We start from the raw sequence: 20,351 nt of genomic DNA on the forward strand, positions 1-20,351 counted from the left end.
CCCATGGCAGCTGATTCCATCACCTTCATCGGCGGCGGCAACATGGCCCGCAGCCTGATCGCCGGCCTGATCCGGCAGGGCGTGCCGGCCACGCACATCCACGTGGCCGAACCGGTGGCCGGACTGCGGGAAGCACTCGCTGCCGATTTCGGCGTGCAGACCCATGACAACGCGGCCGACGCGGCGGCACACGGCGACACGTGGCTGCTGGCGGTGAAGCCGCAGGTGCTGCGCGATGTCTGCCAGTCACTGCAGATGCTGGCGCAGGCGAGCAAGCCCTTGGTGATCTCGATCGCCGCCGGCATCACCAGCCCGCAGCTGCAGCGCTGGTTGGGTGGCTCGCTGCCGGTGGTGCGCGCGATGCCCAACACCCCGGCGCTGCTCGGTGCCGGGGTTACCGGTCTGTATGCAACGCCCTCGGTGGATGCGCAGCAGCATGCGCAGGCCGAACGTGTGTTGGCCAGCGCGGGACGCACGGTGTGGATCGACGATGAAGCACAGATGGATTCGGTCACCGCCGTATCCGGCAGTGGCCCAGCCTATGTGTTCCTGCTGGCCGAAGCGATGGAGGCGGCGGGTATCGCACAGGGCCTGCCTGCAGAGGCGGCGCGCACGCTGGTGGTGCAGACGCTGCTGGGCGCTTCGCGCATGCTGGACGAAGCCGGTGAAAGCCCCGCCGAACTGCGTCGCCGGGTGACCTCGCCCAACGGCACCACGCAGGCGGCGATCGAGAGCTTCCAGGCCGGCGGGTTTGAAGCGTTGGTGGAAAAGGCACTGCGTGCAGCGCAGGTGCGTGGGCAGGAACTCTCTGCAGCGAATGATTGAAACAGGTGTGCCGACCAACGGTCGGCACCCACCGCCATCCACGCATGGCGTGGATCTACTGACACCTGTCGCCGCTGGATTGCATGGTGCTCTTCAGTAGATCCACGCCATGCGTGGATGCTCATTGCCCCAATGTGGTCATGACGAAATCGACGAAACACTGCAGCCGCGGTCGTGGCCGACGATCTGGCAGGTAGATCAGATGCATCGGCCGTGGCTCGGGCAGATGGTCGCGCAATAGTGGTTTCAATCGTCCTGCCGCGATTTCACCGGCAAGCAGCGCGGTCGGCTGCAGCACCAGGCCCGCACCCGCCACGGCTGCTTCACGCAGCGCGTACCCGTCATTGCTGGTCAGCCGCGCTTCCCAATCCACCTGTTCGCCATTGGCCAACTGCCAACCGTGACCACCGCGCCAGGCCAGGTGGCTCAGGCAATCATGTCCTTCAAGATCGGCCGGCGTGCGCGGCGTACCCCGGCGGCGCAGGTACGACGGTGACGCGCACAGGCTCATCGCATACGGCGGCAACGGCCGCGCCACCAGTTCCTGCGACGGCAGCGGGCCAACGCGTATCGCTGCATCGAAGCCATCCTCGATCAGGTCGATGCGGCGATTGCTCAGGTCCAGCTCGAGATTCAGCAGCGGCTGTGCCCGCAGAAGCTCGGCCAACAGCGGTGCAAGTACACAACTACCCCACGTGGTCGGCGCACTGACCCGCAACAGTCCGCGTGGCTGCACCTGCAGCCCGGCCACGTCCGCCTCGGCCTGCTGCACCTGTTCCAGTACCTGCCGGCAGCCGGCCAGATAGGCATTGCCGGCCTCGGTCAGGCGTTGGCGCCGGGTGTTCCGCTGCAGCAGCGCGGTGCCCAAGTGCGCTTCCAGCTGCTGGATGTACTTGCCGACCATCACCGCCGAGACCTGCAACTGGCTGGCCGCAGCGGAAAAACTGCCGTGCTCGGCCACGGCGACGAAGGCCTGCATGCAGCGCAAGGTGTCCATTGCAAACCCATGGTTAGGAATATGCGAATCATACGCCCATTACCAAACCAGCTCGCGACGGCGCAGACTGCCTCCATCCCCTCTCGCAAGGAGCTTTCATGAAGATTCTTCTCGTCGGTGCCAGCGGCACCCTCGGCCAGGCCGTTGCCCGCCACCTGGGCCAGCAGCACGACATCCTCGCTGCCGGTCGCCGCAGCGGCAGCCTGCGCGTGGACCTCACCGACGACGCCAGCGTGCGCGAGCTGTTCGCGCAGACCGGCCCGGTCGATGCAGTGATTTCCACCACCGGCAAACTGCATTTCGGCCCACTGCAGCAGATGACACCCGAACAGTTCAACGTCGGCCTGCAGGACAAACTGCTCGGCCAGGTGCGTCTTGCACTGGCCGCGCAGCACCATCTCAACGCTGGCGGCTCGATCACACTGACCAGTGGCATCGTCAGCGCGCAGCCGATCCGCGATGGTGCCAACGCCACCGCCGTCAACCATGCGCTGGAAGGTTTCGTGCGCGCGGCGGCGCTGGAACTGCTGCCGCGCGGGCTGCGCATCAATGTGGTCAGCCCGAACGTGCTGGTGGAATCGATGGAGGCCTACGCTCCGTACTTCCCCGGCTTTGAAGCAGTAACCGCACAGCGCGCGGCGCTGGCCTTCCAGCGCGCGGTGGAAGGCATCCAGAGCGGCGAAACGATCACTGTCTGGTAACGAGCGTGCCGACCAAGGCCGGCACCCACCAGCGCGCTCAGCCCCAGCGCATCGGGCCGTCGCCACGCTCGCCGAGCACGTCATCCGGGTTGGCCAGGCGGCAACGCTTCAGTGACAGGCAGCCGCAGCCGATGCAACCGGTCAGCTCGTCGCGCAGCAGCTGCAGCATGTGGATGCGTTCCTCCAGCTCCACCTGCCAGCGTGCCGACAGCTTGGCCCAGTCGGCCTTGGTCGGCGCCCGCCCCTGCGGCAGGCTCTCGAACGCACGTGCCACGGCTTCCAGTGGCATGCCCACGCGTTGCGCCACGCGGATCACCGCCAGCCGCCGCAGCACGTCGCGGGCGTAACGGCGCTGGTTGCCCGACGTGCGCAGGCTGCTGATCAGCCCCTTGCGCTCGTAGAAATGCAACGCAGAGACCGCCACGCCACTGCGGCGGGCGACATCGCCGACGCTCATGTCCTGTGCCAGCATCGATTGACCTCAACTTTGGTTGAGGTGGCATGCTGCTACCATCGCCGCCAGATGACAAGCGCGGCCTGTCCGCCACCCGCAGGAACCCGATGCCCTCCCCCGCTGCCACGGCCGATCCGGTCGATTCCTCCATCCTGTCCGCGCGCTACCGCGCCACCACCGTGGGCATGGTCGCCCTGGTCTCCCTGCATGCCTTCGAGGCGCTGGCGGTAGCCGCTGCGATGCCGACCGTGGCCGAGGCCCTGGATGGCCTGCGCCTGTATGCGCTAGCCTTCGGTGGCACCTTGGCCACCAGTGTGATCGGCATGACCCTGGCCGGCCGCTGGGCCGACCGCCACGGGCCTGCACGCCCGCTGTGGTGGGGCCTGGCCTGCTTCGTGCTGGGCCTGCTGCTGGCTGGCTTCGCGATGCGCATGGGCATGCTGGTGGCCGGCCGTCTGCTGCAGGGCCTCGGCGCCGGTGCCATCTCGGTCTCGCTGTATGTGATGGTCGGTCGCACCTATCCCGAGCATCTGCGGCCGAAAGTATTCGCCGCGTTCTCTGCCGGTTGGGTGGTGCCCTCGATGATCGGCCCGGCACTGAGCGGGGTGATCGTGCAGCATCTGGGCTGGCGCTGGGTGTTCCTCGCGGTGCCGCTGCTGGCGATACCGGCCGGCCTGCTGCTGCGACCGGCGCTGGCGCGCATGCAGGCTCCAGCGACCGGTGTTGCCGATGATGGTCGCGGCAGCATCGTACGCTGGGCGACCGGCGCGTCCCTTGCTGCCCTGCTGCTGTACCTGGGTGGGCAGCAACAGGGCGTGCCGGCGCTGGTGTGCATCGGCGTGGCGATGCTGGCGCTGTTGTTCTGCGTGCATCGCCTGTTGCCGGCCGGCACCCTGCGCCTGCGCCGCGGCCTGCCCAGCGTGATCGCACTGCGTGGTGTGGCCGCTGCTGCATTCTTCGCCTGCGAGGCCTACCTGCCCCTGCTGCTGCAGCGCGAGCGTGGGCTGTCGCCCAGCTGGGCCGGTGCGGTGCTGAGCCTGGGTGCACTGGGCTGGTTCACCGGCTCGTGGCTGCAGGGTCACCAGCAGCGCGGCTGGTCGCGGCAGCAACTGCTGCGCGTCGGCACGCCGCTGATGACCGTGGGCATCGCCGCGACGCTGGCGGTGCTGTTCACTGCGGTGCCACTGCCGGTCGCACTGGTCGGCTGGACGCTGACCGGCTTCGGCATGGGCATGATCTACGCCAGCCTGTCGGTGCTGACGTTGTCACTGTCACCGCCGCACGAACAGGGCGCGAATACCTCGGCCCTGCAGTTGAGCGAAGCGCTGTCGGTGACCACAGCACTGGCGGCATCCGGCGCGCTGTTTGCACTGTTCGTGGAAAGCGCCCCGCATACCGGTTACGTCCTGTGCCTGGCCATCACGCTGGGCCTGGCCGCGTTCGCCACCGTGATCGCCAGGCGGGTGTAGACGCACCGCGGGTTCCGCCGGGGCACGCCCGGCGGACGCCGCGATCAGGGGCGCGCCACCGTGCCCACTTCATCGATGTCCTGGTGCAGGATGCGGCGCACTTCCAGCACCGCCTGCGGGGTTTCCTGCACGCTGTGGCCGGAGATGATCACCTTCTCCGACAGCGCGCCCGGCAGGTGCGAGCTCCAGTACGGCACCAGCCCATCGTCGGACTTCTCCACCGGCAGTTCTGGTTTGCGCTGGGCGATGATCGAGTGGTACTTCAGGCCCGGCGTGATCGGCAGCTGTGCAGCGGCTTTCACGAACGGGTCGCTGGCCTTGAGGTTGTCGATGCTGTTGGGGATCTTCGGCTTGGCCGTGCCATCCACCTGCTGTTCGGCCTGCGCCAGGGCCAGGAACACATCCTCGAACTTGCCGAGGATGGTCAACGGCAGGCGAACGAGGCGGCCGATCAGGCGACCGACCTTGTTGCCGGCGATGTCCGTGCCTTGGTGCGGGGCTGCGATGAAGATCGCACGCTCCACGTTCGGTTCGGCCTTGAAGTGCAGCAGCGGCCCCAGCTTGGACTGCACCCGCTTCAGGCGTTCGCCCTTCAGGTCATAGTTGGCCAGCAGATCGTTCCACAGCACGTCGCCCGAGTCGCTGACCAGCAGCCGCGCCAGCACGCCGCCCATGCTGTGGCCGATGTAGACCATGTCCTTGGACGCACGGGTGCTGTTGTTGGGGTCGAAGTGCTTCAGCGTGTCGTTGAATGCGTTGGCGATCTCATAGCGGTTCAGCGCGATCGGCGCATTGGTCGGGTAGTACACCTGCCACACCTGGAACTCGCGGCGCAGTTCAGGGTCACCCATGATCTCGTTGGCCAGGTTCACCCACGCTTCCGGGCTGCTGCCCAGGCCATGCAGCATGAAGATGATGCGCCGGTTCGGATCCCATGGCTGCATCAGGTAGATGTGCGGCTCGCCGATGCCCTCGCTCATGCCGAACAGGGTACGCAGCGACTGCGTGGCGAACCCGCTCTGCGCCAGCCACAGGCCGTAGGCGGCGGTGAAGTTGCCCGCCAGCGGCACCTCTTCGCCATGCAGGCTGATGCGCTCGGTCGCCTCCGGCGAATAGCCATCCAGCAGCACCTGGCGGGTGCGCATCACATCCTCCAGCGTGTTGCCTTCAAAACGCAGCAATGCGGTGACGTTGATCGAGGACATCTCGCTGTACTCGGGCACCGAATCGTCGTGCTGGTGGCGGCGTCCGCGACGGACGCCCTCCTCCTGCTCGTCCTTCGTGGCCTGCGCCTGTGCCGTTTCGGCCTTCGGCCCTTCCGCGGCGACCACCGGCACCACCAGCTTCGGCGGGTCCATCACCATCACCAGCTCGGCGCCGAAACCATCGCGGCGATAGGTGCTGCGCATGCCCACGAAGCTGACGGTGCCCGCCGGCACCAGCTGCTTGGGAATGCTCTTCAGCGACAGCCGCTGGAAATCGGAAGCCAGCGTCCAGCTGCCTGCCGACACCGGCTTGGTGTAGTCCTCGCCGGCCAATGCGGCGGCGCGGGCGCGCGCGAACAACACCACGGCGGCCTTCTCGGCAGCGTAGTTGTAGTAATCGCGCACCTGCGTCTGCCGGTCCTCGAACGCACGATCGGAGGGCGAGCGTCCGCTGTAGAACAGATAGGCGTAGCCATAGCGCGCCGCCTCCAGCCATGCATCCAGCGCCGCATCGCTCATCGGTGGTTCGTTGGCCGCCTGCTTCTTCGGCGTCAGTGCCAGAGCGGCCTTCACCCACAACTCGGACAGCGTCGACAAGCGCTGCTCGACGTTGAGGTCATCGGTCATCAACAGCGTGCTGCGGCAGACCAGGAAGTCCTTCTCGCATTGCGATTCGTCCAGCCCGGCCGCACTCAGCGTCTCGCGCGAGGCGGGGCTGAGCTTGCCGGTGTTGAGCACGTCGGCCCGCTTGTTGACCAGGTAATCGCTGGACGCCACCTGCTTGACGGTGACCATCGCGCAGCCGCTGCCACCCAGCAGCAGGAAGGCAGCCAACAGCGCCGGCAGCACGCGCTGCCAGCGGAACAGGATCATCGGGGTCATTGCTGCGGGTCCTGCTCGGTGCCGGGGATACCCTGGCGGATCACGGTGGAGAAATCATCGTCGGGGGCCATCTTCAGCGCGCGCTCGGTGATGCGGCCCTTGGCATGCAGTTCGGCGTACGGCACGCCAGGCGTGAGCGCGCCCACCTCCTGCGCGTACTCGGCCAGGTAGCCCGAGGCCAGCAGCCGGTAGTCCAGCGGCAGGCGCGGGGCGATATGCCGCGCCAGATCGAAGACGATCGTGGTGCAGTTGCTGGTCAGCGTGTTGTAGAAGCCGGGCGCGGCATCAAGCTGGCGTGCCTGGTCGATGTAGGCAGCGAACAGGGTCTTGAGCTGGTTGCGGTCCATGCCGTGCAGGCGGTACAGGTAGACATCCTCGCCGCGCGCGTTGGTGCGGGTGCGGATGATGTCGGTTTCTTCGGAGGCGACCAGCGTCATCTCGAACTTGCGGAAGAAGCCGCCCAGCGCCGAGAACGATTCACCGCGCTCCTTGCGGATTTCCAGCGAGAACACCAGGTGGCGCCCGTCCTCGAATCCGAACGAGATCAGGGTGTGGGCGATTGCCGGGCCCATCCAGTACGACAGCACCAGATCCGCCGAACGCAGCTGGTCGAGGTCGTAGCTGCGGCGCACCCAGCGCGCGTCGTAGTCGGTCTCGGTACGCCAGGTGAAATCGCGCACATTGTCCAGCACCACGTGGCGGCCATCGAAGGATTCCACGTGCAGGCGCTGCGCCACGTCATCGGCCCAGTCGCGGTCCTGGCGCGGGGTCAGCAGCAGCCACCACAGCCCGGCAAGCGCCAGAGCGCCGGCAAAGCCCGCCCACAGCCTGCGCGTGCCACGGCCACGCGCCACCTGCCAGGCCGCCCAGGCAGTGGCCAGCAGCCACAGCAACGCCGCAGCGACGCCCAACCAGCCCGGCCCGGGCAACTGGTAGGTCAACAGACCGGCGACCCACAGCGCCAGCAGCACCATCACACATCCTGTCATCCATCGTCCTGCGGCTTTCACTGGCATCCTGTCGAGGTCCCGGGGCGGCATAGTTAGCCACAAGCCGCCTCACGGCGACATCTACAACCGGTTCAGGCTGGCGCGGCCGGGGGCATACTGGCACCCACCAAGGACGCGCAGGGAGCAGAGATGGGCATCACCACCGTGGCCGGCGTCGCCGTGCAGGCGCAGCATCGGGCCAGTTGTCATTGCGGCACGGTCGAGCTGCTGCTGGACCTGCCCGAGGGCATCGTCGACCCGCGCCGCTGCGACTGTTCGATGTGCCGGCGCCGCGGCGCCATCGCCGCCAGCGTGGCACGGGACGGGCTGCAGATCGTGCGCGGCCAGGCTCATCTGCGCCTGTACCAGTTCAACACCCACGTGGCCGAGCACTATTTCTGCGGTGTCTGTGGCATCTACACGCACCACCGCCGCCGCTCGAACCCGGACCAGTACGGCTACAACGTGGCCTGCCTGGAAGGCATCGATCCGTTCGCGCTGGGAACGATTCCGGTCAATGACGGGGTGAACCACCCCGCCGACCGCACCGGTTAGTGCCGGCTGCGCCGCAGCGGCGGCGCGATCTTCTGCCACGGCGCCATGCTGGCCCGGCCGACGCGCAACGGGCGCTTCAACGGCGCTCGACGCGCTGGCGTGTCCGCTGCAGGCGGCAGCGTCTCGGCGGGCAGCACAGGGCGCGAGGGCCAGAGTCGGTCGAGCAACCACATGGCAGGTCTCCGTGGGGGACGGGGACGCTCTACCCTACCGACGCCCAGGCCAAGACAGGGTGATGGCGCTGCTGCATACCGATGACAATCGACGGCCCTGCCCTCAATGCACCGGCCGCGCCCTGCCCAGCCGCCGTACCAGCACGAAGAACAGCGGCACCAGCACCACCGCCAGCACCGTTCCCGAGAGCATGCCGCCAATCACGCTCATGCCGATCTCACGGCGGCTGACCGCGCCGGCGCCGGTGGCCAATGCCAGCGGAATGACGCCTGCCACGAAGGCCAGCGAGGTCATCACGATCGGCCGCAGGCGCAGGCGCGCGCCCTGCAGTGCCGCCTCCACCGCCGAACTGCCGGCGCGGTAGCGCGCTTCGGCGAACTCCACGATCAGGATCGCGTTCTTTGCCGATAGTCCAATGGTGGTCAGCAATCCCACCTGGAAGTAGATGTCATTGACGAAGCCCGCCGCCGTGGTCGCCAGCACCGTACCGATCACGCCCAGCGGGATCACCAGCACCACCGCCACCGGAACCGTCCAGCTCTCGTAGAGCGCGGCCAGGCACAGGAAGATGAAGGCAATCGACGCGGCGTACAGGTACAGGGTCTGGTTGCTGGCCAGTTGTTCCTGGTAGGACAGCCCGCTCCATTGCAGATCGAACCCGGGCTGATCGGCCACCAGCGCCTGCATGCGCTGCATCGCTTCGCCCGAGCTGAGCCCTTCGGCCGCACTGCCCTGTATCTGCATGGCAGGCAGGCCGTTGAAACGCTGCTGCAGCTGCGGCCCACGCGCCCAGTGGCTGCTGGCGAAGCTGGCGAACGAGGCCATCTGACCGTTGCCGCCGCGCACATACCACTGACCGATGTCGTCGGGCACGCTGCGGTAGGGCTGGTCGCCCTGCATGTAGACACGCTTGACCCGGCCACGATCCAGGAAATCATTGATGTAGCTGCCGCCCCAGGCGGCAGACAGCGTGGAATTGATGTCGGCCTGGGCCAGACCCAACGCACTGGCCTGGGCGTGGTCGATGTCCAGCCGCAGCTCGGCCTTGTCACCCAGCCCGTTCAAGCGCACCGACGTCAGCCCATCATCTTCGCCGGCCGCGCGCACAACCTGTTCCTGCGCCGCCTGCAAGGCCACGCGACCTGCCGCGCTTGTGTCCTGCAGCCACAGTTCGAAACCACTGGACTGGCCCAGGCCACGCACGGCTGGTGGTGCCAGCACATTCACTTTGGCGTCGGGCAGCTTGCGGAAATAGGCGTTGGCACGCGCGATGATCGCTGCCGCAGTGTTGTCGCCGTTGCGCTCGTCCCACGGCTTGAGAGCCAGGAAGCCCTGCCCGGCGTTCTGGCCGGTACCCGCATTGTTGCGACCGACCACCACGAACACCACGTCCAGGTTCTGCTTTTCGTGCTCCATGAAGTAGCGGCTGATCTGCTCGCCCAGCGCCTCGGTGCGTGCCATCGGCGTGCCTTCCGGCGTGGAGAACTGGAAGGTCACCTGGCCCTGGTCCTCCACCGGCAGGAAGCCGGTCGGCATGCGCGCATACAAGGCAATCATGGCGATCACCAGCAGCAGGTAGAACGCCATCCAGCGCCGCGGATGGGCCACCACGCCCCCCAGCCTGCCCTGGTAGGCCGACTGGCTGCGTTCGACGCCGCGATTGAACGCAGCAAAGAAGCGCCCCGGTGGCTTCTGTGCCGACGAGGGCTTGAGCAGGGTCGCGCACAGCGCCGGGGTCAGGGTCAGTGCAACCAGCGCCGACAGTGCCATGGCAGATGCAATGGTGATCGAGAACTGCCGGTAGATGATGCCGGTGGAGCCACCGAACAGTGCCATCGGCAGGAACACCGCGCCGAGCACCACGGTGATGCCGATCAGCGCACCGGTGATCTCGCCCATCGACTTCTCGGTCGCCTCGCGTGGCGGCAGATGCTCTTCGTGGATGATGCGCTCCACGTTCTCCACCACCACGATCGCATCATCGACCAGCAGGCCGATCGCCAGCACCATCGCGAACAGGGTCAGCGTGTTGATGGTGAAGCCGGCCACCGCAAGAACGCCGAAGGTGCCCAGCAGCACCACCGGCACCGTGATCGCCGGAATCAGGGTGGCGCGCACGTTCTGCAGGAACAGGAACATCACCACCACCACCAGCACGATCGCCTCGATCAGGGTGTGGATGACCCCTTCGATGGAGACCCGTACGAAGGGCGTGCTGTCGCGTGGATAGGCCACCTGCAGCCCGGGCGGGAACGTAGGCCGCAACCGCTCAAGCTCCGCCCGCACTGCATCGGCGGTGGCCAGCGCGTTGGCGCCGGAGGCCAGGGTCACCGAGAAGCCCGCGGCCGGATAGCCGTTGAGGTAGCTGCTGGTCTGGTAATTTTCCGCGCCGATCTCGACCCGCGCCACATCGCCCAGGTGCACTGCCGCGCCACTGGGCAGCGTGCGCAGGATGATCGCGCGGAACTGTTCCGGGGTCTGCAGGCGCGACTGCGCGGTGACGGTCGCATTGAGGCTCTGCGTCGCACTGGACGGCAGCGCCCCCAGTTCACCGGCCGTGACCTGGGTGTTCTGCGCCTGGATCGCACTGCGCACATCCGACGGCATCAGGTCGTAGGCACGCAGCTTGTGCGGATCCAGCCACACCCGCATCGCATAGGCCGAACCGAACACATTGATCTCGCCGACGCCGGCAATGCGGCTGATCGGATCCTGCACGTTGCTGACCAGGAAGTCGGAAACGTCCACCCGCTCCATGCGCCGGCTGGTGTCGTACAGCGAAACCACCATCAGCGAGTCGCCCTGCGACTTGGCCACGGTCACGCCCTGCTGCTGCACTTCCTGCGGCAGGCGGTTGATGGCCTGGTTGACGCTGTTCTGCACCTGCACCTGGGCGATATCGGGGTTGGCGCTCTGGTCGAAGGTGACCGTGATCCGCGCCTGCCCCGAAGACGAGCTGGTGGAGGAAAAATACAGCAGGTGGTCGATGCCCTTGATCTGCTGTTCGATCACCTGGGTGACGCTGTCTTCCACCGTCTGCGCAGACGCGCCGGTGTAGTTGGCGGTGATGTTCACCTGCGGCGGTGCGATGTCCGGATACTGCTCGACCGGCAGCTGGGTCACTGCAATCGTGCCGAACGCCATGATGCAGATCGCCAGTACCCAGGCGAACACGGGGCGGTGGATGAAGAAGCGCGGCAGCATGCGCTCAGTCCTTTCCGGCCGGCGCGGCCACGGGCGCGGGCTTTACCCGCACCGGCATGCCGTCGGCAAGGCCCTGCGCCCCCGCCACCACCACCTGCTCGCCGGCGCTCATACCATCAAGCACCAGCCACTGGTTGCCGACCGCGCGTGCGGTGCGGAAGATGCGCAGCCGTGCCTTGCCCTCCTTGTCGACCAGCCACGCCTGCGCCTCGCCCTTGGCACTGCGGTCCACCGCCGACTGCGGCACCAGCAGCGCCTGCTGCTGAATACCCTGGCCCACCTGCGCGCGCACGTACATGCCCGGCAGCAGTTGTCCCTCGGGGTTGGGGAACTGCGCCCGCAGGGTGATGCTGCCGGTCTCCTGCTGCACATCGATGTCGGCGAACTCCAGCGTGCCCGGCAGCGGATAGTCGGTGCCATCGGACAAACGCAGCCGCACCGGCGCGCTGTTGGCCTGCACGCCACCGGCGGCAATGGCACGACGCAGCGCCAGGTACTCGTTGCTGGACTGGGTGATATCCACGTTCATGGGATCCACCTGCTGGATCCGCGCCAGCGGGTCGGCCTGCGCCGACGTCACCAGCGCACCGGGGGTGAACAGCGCGCGCCCGATGCGGCCGGCGATCGGTGCGGTGACCGTGGCAAAACCCAGCCGCGTGCTGGCGGTATCGCGCGCCGCCTGCGCAGCCTGCACTGCCGCAGCCGCCTGCTGGCCACTGGCGATGGCATCGTCCACGTCCTGGCGTGCGGCCAGCTGGTCCTTGCCCAGCGCCTGCATCCGCTGCGCCCGCAGACGCGCGGTCACGGCCGCCGCTTCGGCGGTCTTCAGGTTGGCCTGCGCCTCGTTCAGGGCGGCCTGGTACAGCGCCGGCTCGATCTGGAACAGGGGCTGCCCGGCCTTCACCAGCTGCCCCTGCTCGAACAGCCGCTTCACCAGCACCCCGTCCACCTGCGGGCGTACATCCGATTCCTGCGAGGCGATGGTACGTCCCGGCAGTTCCTGCTCCAGCGCCAGCGCCTGGTTCTGCAGCGTCAGCACGGTCACTTCCGGCGTCGCCGCGCCTGGTTTGGGCGCGTCCTTGCCGCAGCCGGCCAGCAGGGTCGCCAGGGCCAGCAACAGCAGCGGCAGGCGCCAGGTTCGGGGCAGGCGCCTGGCCGCAGCCGGCAGGACGAAATACGGAAGGGTCATCGGCAGCAGGTTCCACGCGCCGGGGGGAGCGCTCGGCGCCGAATATAGAAGACCCCGCGCTGCGATCCAGCGAAAAACGCATGAAACATTTTTCATTTGCAGTGCACGCCCGTGGTTGCGAGGATGCGCTGGTCCCAATCTGCAAAGTGGCCCATGCCGCGCGTACTCACCATCGAGGACGACCTTGTCACCGCGGAGGAAATCGCCACCGAGCTGCGCAGCCACGGCTTCGAGGTCGACCTGGCGGCCGATGGCGGCAATGGCCTGGCGCTGGCACGCGCCGGCGACTACGCCGTGATCACCCTGGATCGCATGCTGCCGGGCGTGGACGGGCTGACCCTGGTCACCACGCTGCGCCGCGAAGGCGTGACCACGCCGGTGCTGATGATCAGCGCATTGTCGGACGTGGACGAGCGCGTGCGCGGGCTGCGCGCCGGTGGCGACGACTACCTGACCAAGCCGTTCGCTTCGGATGAAATGGCAGCGCGGGTGGAGGTGCTGATCCGCCGCCATGGACAGACGGGCACAGCCGACAGCGTGCTGCGCGCCGGTGATCTCGAACTGGACCTGATGAGCCGCTCGGTGCGCCGCGGCGGCCAGGAGATCAGCCTGCTGCCGACCGAATTCAAGCTGCTCGAATTCCTGGTACGCAATGCCGGCCAGGTGGTCACCCGCACCATGTTGTTCCAGGAAGTCTGGGGCTACCACTTCGATCCGGGCACCAACCTGATCGACGTGCATATCGGCCGTGTGCGCAAGCGCATCGAGCAGCCCGGCCGCACGCAGCCGATCAAGACCGTAAGAGGAACCGGCTATGTCTTCGACGCGCAATCCTGATCAGTGGCGCTCGTCCAGCAGCCGCCTCCTTGGCCTGTACTGCATCCTGTTCGTTGCCTGGTCGAGCATGCTGCTGGGAGTGATGTACTGGCGCATCTCGGACTACCTGAACGACCTGACCGAATCGGGTCTGCAGCAGCGCGCCCATCTGTTCATGAGCTTCGACGGCCGTGCCCTGGATGACGCGCTGCGCGACAGCCAGCGCTTCGACCTGCACCAGGTGTATACGTACGGGCTGTTCGACAACGCCGGCATGCCGATGGCGGGCCCGCTGACGGCCATCCCCGAGGGACTGCCGCTGGATGGCAACTCGCATCCTGTGGCAGGTTGGACACTGGTCGATGGCCCGCATGAGAGCGGTGGCAGCGCGCTCGGCGTGGTGACCCGGGATGGCCGCACACTGGTGTTCGTGCGCCAGAACGGCAAGCTCATGGCGGTCAACAGCATCATCCTCGATGCGCTGCTGTGGGGCGTGTCACTGACCGTCATCCCCGGGCTGGTGGGCTGGCATCTGCTGCGCCGGCGCCCGTTGAAGCGGATCCAGCAGATCGAAGCGGCCACCAACCGGATCATCGCCGGCGACCTCGGGCAACGGCTGCCGGTGTCCAACCGGCGCGATGAAATCGATCGGCTGTCGAGCATCGTCAACGCCATGCTGGAACGCATCGAACAGCTGATGACCGAGGTCAAAGGCGTGTGCGACAGCATCGCGCATGACCTACGCACACCACTCACCCGGCTGCGTGCGCACCTCTACCGCATGCGCGTGGGCCTGGACGAGCACGACCCGCATGCGGACCCGCTGGACAAGGCGCTGTCGGAGACCGACATGCTGATGGCGCGCTTCGCTGCGCTGCTGCGCGTGTCCGAGCTGGAAAGCCACCAGCGCCGCTCCGCCTTCGACGAAGTCGACATCGCCGATCTGCTGCAGGAGCTGCACCAGTTCTACCTGCCGTTGGCCGAAGAGAAGCAACAGGAGCTGCAGCTGCAGGTCGCGCCGCAGATCGGCATGCTGCGTGGCGATCGCGAGCTGCTGTTCGAAGCGGTGGCCAACCTGCTGTCCAACGCCCTGCAGTTCACGCCCGCGCACGGGCGCATCCTGCTGCGCGCGGTGGACGACCACGGCGCGCCCCGCATCGATGTGATCGACAACGGGCCGGGCATCCCGCCGCAGGACCGCACCTTGATCTACCAGCGCTTCTTCCGCGGCAGCAGCGGTGCCGGGCAAGGGCCCGGATTTGGCCTGGGGCTGTCGATCGTGGCCGCCATTGCGGGGCTGCACGGCTTCCGCGTCCGCGCCGGCAGCGCTCCAGACGGTGGCGCTTGGATGAGCATCCGCGGCGCCGCAGACGGCCTTCCCTGAGGCCCGGCCCACCACCCGCAATCGCATTTGGGAATCATTTGTATTTGGGCGCAGGCATCCGGATAATCCGCCGTCACTGCCCTTCCCGGATTCCCCACGATGCCCGCCCTGCCGTCGCGCCGCCCGCTGCTGTACACGCTGTTCCTGCCCACCCTGCTGGCGTCGGCCATTGCCCAGGCCCAGGACGGCACTGCGGCGCGGACCCTGGACAAGGTGACCGTGGTGGCCGAGCGCGCCAGCACCGCGACCAAGACCGAAACCGCCCTGACCGAGACGCCGCAGGCGATCAGCGTGGTCACCCAGCACCTGTTCACTGATCGCGGCGCACACAACCTGCAGGAAGTGCTGCGCTACAGCGCCGGTGTCACCGCCGATGCCTGGGGCCTGGACACCCGCAATGACGCCAGTTCGGTACGCGGCCTGGACCCGGTGCAGTACCAGGATGGCCTGCGCCGCAGCTACGGTTTCAGCCCGTTGGCGCGCCCGGAGGTATATGGCCTGGAACGGGTGGAAGTGCTGCGCGGCCCGTCGTCGGTTCTGTACGGCGCGGGCGCCACCGGCGGCATCATCAACGCGATGAGCAAGCGCCCGACCTTCGGCGCCACCCGCGGTGACGTCGGCCTACAGCTGGGCAGCTTCGATCGCCGACAGCTGCAGGGCGACATCGGCGGTGCATTGAATGACGAGGGCACGGTTGCCGGACGCTTTGTCGGCCTGGTCCGCGAATCGAACATGCAGACCGATGTCCTCAAGGACGACCGTGTCTATCTGGCGCCGTCGATCAGCTGGCGTGGTGAACGCAGTACGCTGACCGTGCTGGCCAGCTACCAGCACGACAAGACCGGCTCCAGCCAGCAGTTCCTGCCGCTGGCCGCCACCCTGCACGCAGCGCCCGGTCGTCGCCTGGATCCGACCACCTTCATCGGTGATGCCGGTTTCGACCGCATCGATTCGCGCGTGTACAGCCTCACCGCCCTGTTCGACCATCGCTTCAACGACGCGGTCAGCCTGCGCTCGGCGGTGCGCTACATCGACGGCAAAACCACGCTGCAGCAGCTGTATGTGGACAGCTACAGCAACCCGGAAAACCCCTTCATCGACGCCGACCGGCGCGTGGTCAACCGCACCGCCTACGGCACGCAACCGGACATCCAGGTGCTCAGCGCCGACAACGCGGTGCAGTTCGACTTCAGCACGGGCGTGTTCCAGCATCTGCTGCTGGCCGGCGTGGACTACAGCCAGTACAAGGAGCAGCTGCAGCGGCTGGATGCCACTGGCACGCCCATCGACGTCTACGCGCCGGTATCGATCGCGCCGACCGTGCGTGGCTGGGAACCCCAGCCGGACCAGACGTCCTCCCAGCTGGGCGTGTATGTGCAGGACCAGATCCGCTGGGCCGATCGCGTGTCGCTGGTGCTCGGCGCGCGTCGCGACCACGCCCGCTCGAAGACCGAAGGCCAGCCGAGCCAGACCGACAATGCCACCACCTACCGTGCCGGCCTGATCGGCGAGCTCGGCGGCGGCGTGTCACCGTACCTGAGCTACAGCGAATCGTTCCTGCCGGTGTCCGGCCAGGATCTGTTCGGCAATGCATTCAAGCCGATGCGTGGACGCCAGGCAGAAGGTGGCATCAAGTGGCAGCCGGCACGCAACATGCTCTTGACCCTGGCCGCCTACCGCATCACCGAGACCAACCGCCAGACCAACGATCCGGACAACGTGCTGAACGTGGTGCAGACCGGCCAGATCCGTTCCAAGGGCGTGGAGCTGGAAGGCCAGTTCCAGTTCGCCAACGACCTCACCGTCACGGCGGCCTTGGCGCGCAACGAAGCCGAGGTCAGCCGCAGCAACTTCGCACTGGAAGTGGGCGAACGCCTGAATGACACCCCGCGGGACCTGGCCTCGGCCTGGGTATCCAAGGGCTTCCAGCTGGATGACGCCGCGCGGATGAAACTCGGTCTGGGTGTGCGCCATATCGGCAACACGGTGTCGTTGGGCAACGGCGGCCGCGTCATCACCCCCAGCTACACCCTGGCCGATGCGCTGGTGGAAGTGCAGGTGACCAACTGGACCTGGGCCTTGAACATCACCAACCTCACCGACAAGCGTTACTACGCGCCGTGCCGCACCTTCGGCGATTGTTTTGCCGGCTACCCGCGTGTGGTCACCGGCACGATCAGCTATCGGTTCTGACCCCTGCAGCTACCGATGCCCCGCCCCAGGGCCCGCGGTTCCCTGGTTACCCCAGACAGATGCACCGCCCGCCGCCGCTCCCCATGCACGACGCGCATTGCCACCCCCGAGGCAAGCGCGATCAACGCATTCGTGGCTGACCACGAACAGGCGGCGGGCGATGCGGGTTGGCGTACCGGACAACTCTGGGACTGACCGGCGGATCATGGTGATCCCCACACATCGCCCACCACGGACAGCGGGTCACGTGACCGGAAGGCGCCATCCGTGCGCCTGCCGATCACGTGCCAGAGTTGATTGTGGGACGCCAATCCCAGCCGGCCGATGATGGCCGACGGCGATATGCTGGTCGTTGTCGCTGAGGCGGTATGTAGGGGTTGCCCGCGCCAGTGCATCAGGCTTGCTGCAGGCGCGATTCCCAGGGGCAGAACTGCAGGCCGGATCAAATTCCAGAGGCATGCACGACGCGGAAAACCGCGCTACCCGCGCATGCAGCACGGATGCTCAGCCGGCAATCACGACACTACCGGTTGCGCTGCCATCGCCAGGAAATTCTGCAGCACCGGCGTCGGCGATTCCGGGCGCATGCAGAACTGCAGTTCGAACGCAGCATTGCCGCCGTCTAGTGGCCGATAGACGATTTCTTCGGGACGGAACCCGCTCATGCTTGCCGGCACGATTGCCACGCCCGCTTCCACAGCCACCAGCGACAGCACCGCATGCATGCCCTGCGCTTCCTGCACGACCCGTGGCGTGAAGCCGGCAGCGGTGCACAGGCCCAGCACCTGTGCATGGAAGCCGATCCCTTCAGCAGAGGGCCATGAAACGAAGGGCTCGTCCATCAGGTCTGCGACATCCAGCCGTTGCTGTGCCACCAGCCGATGCGCGCGCGGCAGGGCAATGGCCAGCCGATCATGGTCGAACGCCTGCAGATGCAGTTCTGCGGAAACGATCGGTGGAATCAGGATGCCGAGGTCGATGCGCCCTTCGCGCAGCCACTGTTGCTGCTGCCGCGAAGTGGCTTCGTGCAGATGCAGCTGCACCTGCGCAAACGCATGGCGGAACTGGCGGATCAGTGCCGGCAGGCGCCCATAGAGTGCGCTGCCGACGTAGCCTACGCGCAGGCTGCCAGTCTGCCCTGCCGCCGATTCGCGCGTGCGCTGCAGCGCCTGCTCGGCCTGTTGCAGCGTCGCGTGCGCCTCCACCAGCAGCGTCTGCCCCGCCGCGGTCAGGCCCAGCGTACGGTTGCCACGCACGATCAAGCCCGTGCCCACTTCGTCTTCCAGGCGCCGCATCGCCGCCGTCAATGGCGGCTGCGACATGTGCAGGCGCGCAGCGGCGCGATGGAAGTGCAGTTCTTCGGCCACCGCCACGAACTGGCGGAGCAGGCGCAGATCGATCATTTCATCGCAGGCAGGTGGAGACCCGCCTAGGGTACGCGCTCAGCCGCGCGCGTCGACACTCGGCCGTGCAATGACCGGCCACTGCAGGGCCACCGATTCGATGCTGTCGGCGGCCACGGCGCGCAGGTCGCGTGGATAGTCCACGTTCTCTGCTTCCTGCAGCCGCAGTGCATGGAACTGGCCATTGCTGGCGCGCAGAATCCATCCCCCCTGCTTGCAACGCGTGGAAACCAGGAAAGCCACCCCGGTGGCCACGGCATCGGGATGCAGTTCATCCGGCTCCCCGTCGATGCCCCACATGCGGGTCTTGGCCACCGGCGACACCGCGTTGACCACGATGCCGTGCTCGGCGCCTTCCAACGCCAGCACATTGACCAGGCCCTGCGCGGCCAGCTTGGCCATCGCGTAGCCGCACAGGCCGCGCTGCGCATACTGCGGATACAGCGCACGATCGGAGGTGGTCAGCACGATGCGGCCGCCGCCGGCAGCACGCATCGCGGGCCATGCCGCCTGCGCCAGCCACAGCGGTGTCTTTGCGGCCAGGCACAACATCTGCTCCAGCGCATCGTCCTCCACCGCTTCGATGCCGGCATAGGCCACCCAGCCGGCGTTGTGGATGATGAAGTCCAGGCGACCGTGGCGCTGCAGGATGTCCTGCACCAGCGCATGGCAACCACTGCGCTCGTTGATGGGGCCGCTGGCGGCCTCGACCGGCAGGCCCTTGCTGCCCAGCGCCGCCACCGCCGTGGCGATGCGCTGCGGATCGGCGCCCGTGCCGTCCGTTGCAGCGCCCACGTCATGCATCACCACATGCGCGCCACGTTGTGCCAGCAGGCGGCTGTAGGCCAGGCCCAGGCCACCGGCGGCACCGGTCACCAGGCCCACCTGGCCTTCGAACGAGATACTGGAATTGGGTTTCATCCGGCCAGCATCGGCGAGCGCCATCCTCCTCGGCCAATACTGTTTGCACGCCCTCGCGATACGCCAACGGTATCGCGCGGCGATAAGGCTGTGCTGTCAGCGGCTGAAGCGGCGGGCACCGGCTACGCAGATCACCGCCGCTACGGTCACCAGCAACATGCCGGCACTGACGGTTTCGTGCAGCAGCATCGCCGCCAACGCCAGGCCGAAGAACGGCTGCAGCAGCTGCAGTTGGCCGACCGCGGCGATGCCGCCCTGGGCCAGACCGCGATACCAGAACAGGAACCCAATCAGCATGCTGAACACCGCCACATACCCCAGCGCCCACCAGGCCGAGGCAGCGACCGCCGTGAACGAGACCGGGCGCATCGCCACCATCAGCGGCAGCATCACCGGCAGTGCCAACAGCAGTGCCCAGCTGATCACCTGCCAGCCACCCAGGTGCCGGGCCAGGCGGCCGCCTTCGGCGTAGCCGAGCCCGCATACCACGATCGCCGCCAGCATCAGCAGATCGGCCTGCAACGAGGCCTCGATGCCGTTGCGTGCGGCGTAGCCGACCACGCAGGCGCTGCCCAGCAGCGAGAACACCCAGAACGCCGGGCGTGGCCGGTCGCCGCCGCGCAGGACGCCGAACACCGCCGTGCTCAGCGGTAGCAGGCCGAGGAACACGATGGTGTGTGCCGAGGAGGCGTGGCGCAAGGCGAGCGCGGTCAGCAACGGAAAGCCCACCACCACGCCCAGGCTGACCAGCACCAGGCCGGGCAGATCGCTTCTGACCGGGCGCGGCTGCCGCAATGCCAGCAGCAGCACCAGCCCCAGCAACGCGGCGATGCTGGCGCGTGCGGCAGTAACAAAGCTGGCGTCCAGTTCCATCACCGCCAGACGGGTGGCCGGCAAAGAGCCGGCGAAGATCACCACACCGATGAAGCCATTGATCCACCCGCTTGCCGACCGTTCCACACCCTGCTCCAGAAGTACCGGGCGACAGCC

At 67.2% G+C, this 20,351-nt stretch carries 17 protein-coding genes; 7 read left to right on the forward strand and 10 right to left on the reverse strand.

Annotation, left to right across the window (positions count from 1 at the left end):
* The first annotated feature begins 3 nt into the window (after positions 1–3).
* Positions 4–825 carry a pyrroline-5-carboxylate reductase gene (gene proC, locus QOL57_RS05830; RefSeq protein WP_089239273.1) on the forward strand — a complete coding sequence of 274 codons (822 nt, stop codon included), beginning with the start codon at positions 4–6 and terminating at the stop codon, positions 823–825.
* 121 nt (positions 826–946) lie between these two features.
* On the opposite strand, the gene QOL57_RS05835 is transcribed toward proC, so the two are convergent.
* Positions 947–1,822, reverse strand: a complete 876-nt coding sequence (locus QOL57_RS05835; RefSeq protein ID WP_089239271.1) for a LysR family transcriptional regulator — start codon at positions 1,820–1,822, stop codon at positions 947–949.
* A gap of 98 nt (positions 1,823–1,920) precedes the next feature.
* Here QOL57_RS05835 and QOL57_RS05840 point away from each other — a divergent pair, with 98 nt between their 5' ends.
* Positions 1,921–2,523: a short chain dehydrogenase gene (locus tag QOL57_RS05840; protein ID WP_089239269.1), complete on the forward strand. Its 603-nt coding sequence runs from the start codon at positions 1,921–1,923 to the stop codon at positions 2,521–2,523.
* Between the two features lie 37 nt (positions 2,524–2,560).
* Here QOL57_RS05840 and soxR read toward each other — a convergent pair whose 3' ends face one another.
* A complete protein-coding gene (gene soxR / locus QOL57_RS05845) occupies positions 2,561–2,995 on the reverse strand; it encodes a redox-sensitive transcriptional activator SoxR (protein WP_032951587.1) in 435 nt (144 codons plus the stop codon).
* A gap of 29 nt (positions 2,996–3,024) precedes the next feature.
* On the opposite strand from soxR, the gene QOL57_RS05850 reads away from it, so the two are divergent.
* Positions 3,025–4,446, forward strand: coding sequence for an MFS transporter (locus QOL57_RS05850; RefSeq protein ID WP_089239267.1), 1,422 nt, complete (start codon positions 3,025–3,027; stop codon positions 4,444–4,446).
* Between the two features lie 44 nt (positions 4,447–4,490).
* On the opposite strand, the gene QOL57_RS05855 is transcribed toward QOL57_RS05850, so the two are convergent.
* Positions 4,491–6,533 carry a hypothetical protein gene (locus tag QOL57_RS05855; protein ID WP_089239265.1) on the reverse strand — a complete coding sequence of 681 codons (2,043 nt, stop codon included), beginning with the start codon at positions 6,531–6,533 and terminating at the stop codon, positions 4,491–4,493.
* Complete coding sequence (locus tag QOL57_RS05860) at positions 6,530–7,507, reverse strand: DUF4105 domain-containing protein (RefSeq protein ID WP_089239263.1); 978 nt, start codon at positions 7,505–7,507, stop codon at positions 6,530–6,532. Before QOL57_RS05860 ends, QOL57_RS05855 begins: the two co-directional genes overlap by 4 nt.
* A gap of 165 nt (positions 7,508–7,672) precedes the next feature.
* Between QOL57_RS05860 and QOL57_RS05865 the strand changes: the two genes are divergently transcribed.
* A complete protein-coding gene (locus QOL57_RS05865; protein ID WP_089239261.1) occupies positions 7,673–8,077 on the forward strand; it encodes a GFA family protein in 405 nt (134 codons plus the stop codon).
* Here QOL57_RS05865 and QOL57_RS05870 read toward each other — a convergent pair.
* The 3 genes from QOL57_RS05870 to QOL57_RS05880 all read right to left on the reverse strand — a co-directional run bounded on the left by QOL57_RS05870 (position 8,074) and on the right by QOL57_RS05880 (position 12,644).
* Positions 8,074–8,250, reverse strand: a complete 177-nt coding sequence (locus QOL57_RS05870; protein WP_157803070.1) for a hypothetical protein — start codon at positions 8,248–8,250, stop codon at positions 8,074–8,076. The genes QOL57_RS05865 and QOL57_RS05870 overlap by 4 nt on opposite strands.
* 103 nt (positions 8,251–8,353) lie before the next feature.
* Positions 8,354–11,455 carry an efflux RND transporter permease subunit gene (locus tag QOL57_RS05875; RefSeq protein ID WP_089239259.1) on the reverse strand — a complete coding sequence of 1,034 codons (3,102 nt, stop codon included), beginning with the start codon at positions 11,453–11,455 and terminating at the stop codon, positions 8,354–8,356.
* Positions 11,456–11,459: 4 nt separating this feature from the next.
* Positions 11,460–12,644 (reverse strand): efflux RND transporter periplasmic adaptor subunit, encoded by a 1,185-nt coding sequence (locus QOL57_RS05880; protein ID WP_089239257.1) that lies wholly within the window; start codon positions 12,642–12,644, stop codon positions 11,460–11,462.
* A 153-nt stretch (positions 12,645–12,797) separates the two neighbouring features.
* Between QOL57_RS05880 and QOL57_RS05885 the strand changes: the two genes are divergently transcribed.
* From QOL57_RS05885 to QOL57_RS05895, 3 genes are all read left to right on the forward strand, one after another.
* Positions 12,798–13,481 (forward strand): response regulator transcription factor, encoded by a 684-nt coding sequence (locus QOL57_RS05885; RefSeq protein WP_089239255.1) that lies wholly within the window; start codon positions 12,798–12,800, stop codon positions 13,479–13,481.
* Positions 13,459–14,844, forward strand: coding sequence for a HAMP domain-containing sensor histidine kinase (locus tag QOL57_RS05890; RefSeq protein WP_089239253.1), 1,386 nt, complete (start codon positions 13,459–13,461; stop codon positions 14,842–14,844). Before QOL57_RS05885 ends, QOL57_RS05890 begins: the two co-directional genes overlap by 23 nt.
* A gap of 99 nt (positions 14,845–14,943) precedes the next feature.
* Entirely contained in the window at positions 14,944–17,037 is a 2,094-nt protein-coding gene (locus QOL57_RS05895) for a TonB-dependent siderophore receptor (protein ID WP_089239251.1), read from the forward strand.
* 515 nt (positions 17,038–17,552) lie between these two features.
* Here QOL57_RS05895 and QOL57_RS05900 read toward each other — a convergent pair.
* The 3 genes from QOL57_RS05900 to QOL57_RS05910 all read right to left on the reverse strand — a co-directional run bounded on the left by QOL57_RS05900 (position 17,553) and on the right by QOL57_RS05910 (position 20,321).
* Positions 17,553–18,440, reverse strand: coding sequence for a LysR family transcriptional regulator (locus QOL57_RS05900; protein WP_089239249.1), 888 nt, complete (start codon positions 18,438–18,440; stop codon positions 17,553–17,555).
* Positions 18,441–18,479: 39 nt separating this feature from the next.
* Entirely contained in the window at positions 18,480–19,361 is an 882-nt protein-coding gene (locus QOL57_RS05905) for an SDR family oxidoreductase (protein ID WP_089241192.1), read from the reverse strand.
* A gap of 96 nt (positions 19,362–19,457) precedes the next feature.
* Positions 19,458–20,321: a DMT family transporter gene (locus QOL57_RS05910; RefSeq protein ID WP_089239247.1), complete on the reverse strand. Its 864-nt coding sequence runs from the start codon at positions 20,319–20,321 to the stop codon at positions 19,458–19,460.
* Positions 20,322–20,351: the final 30 nt, after the last annotated feature.

Origin of the sequence: Stenotrophomonas sp. yr243 (genome assembly GCF_900184195.1) — a bacterium.
GTDB lineage: Bacteria > Pseudomonadota > Gammaproteobacteria > Xanthomonadales > Xanthomonadaceae > Stenotrophomonas > Stenotrophomonas lactitubi.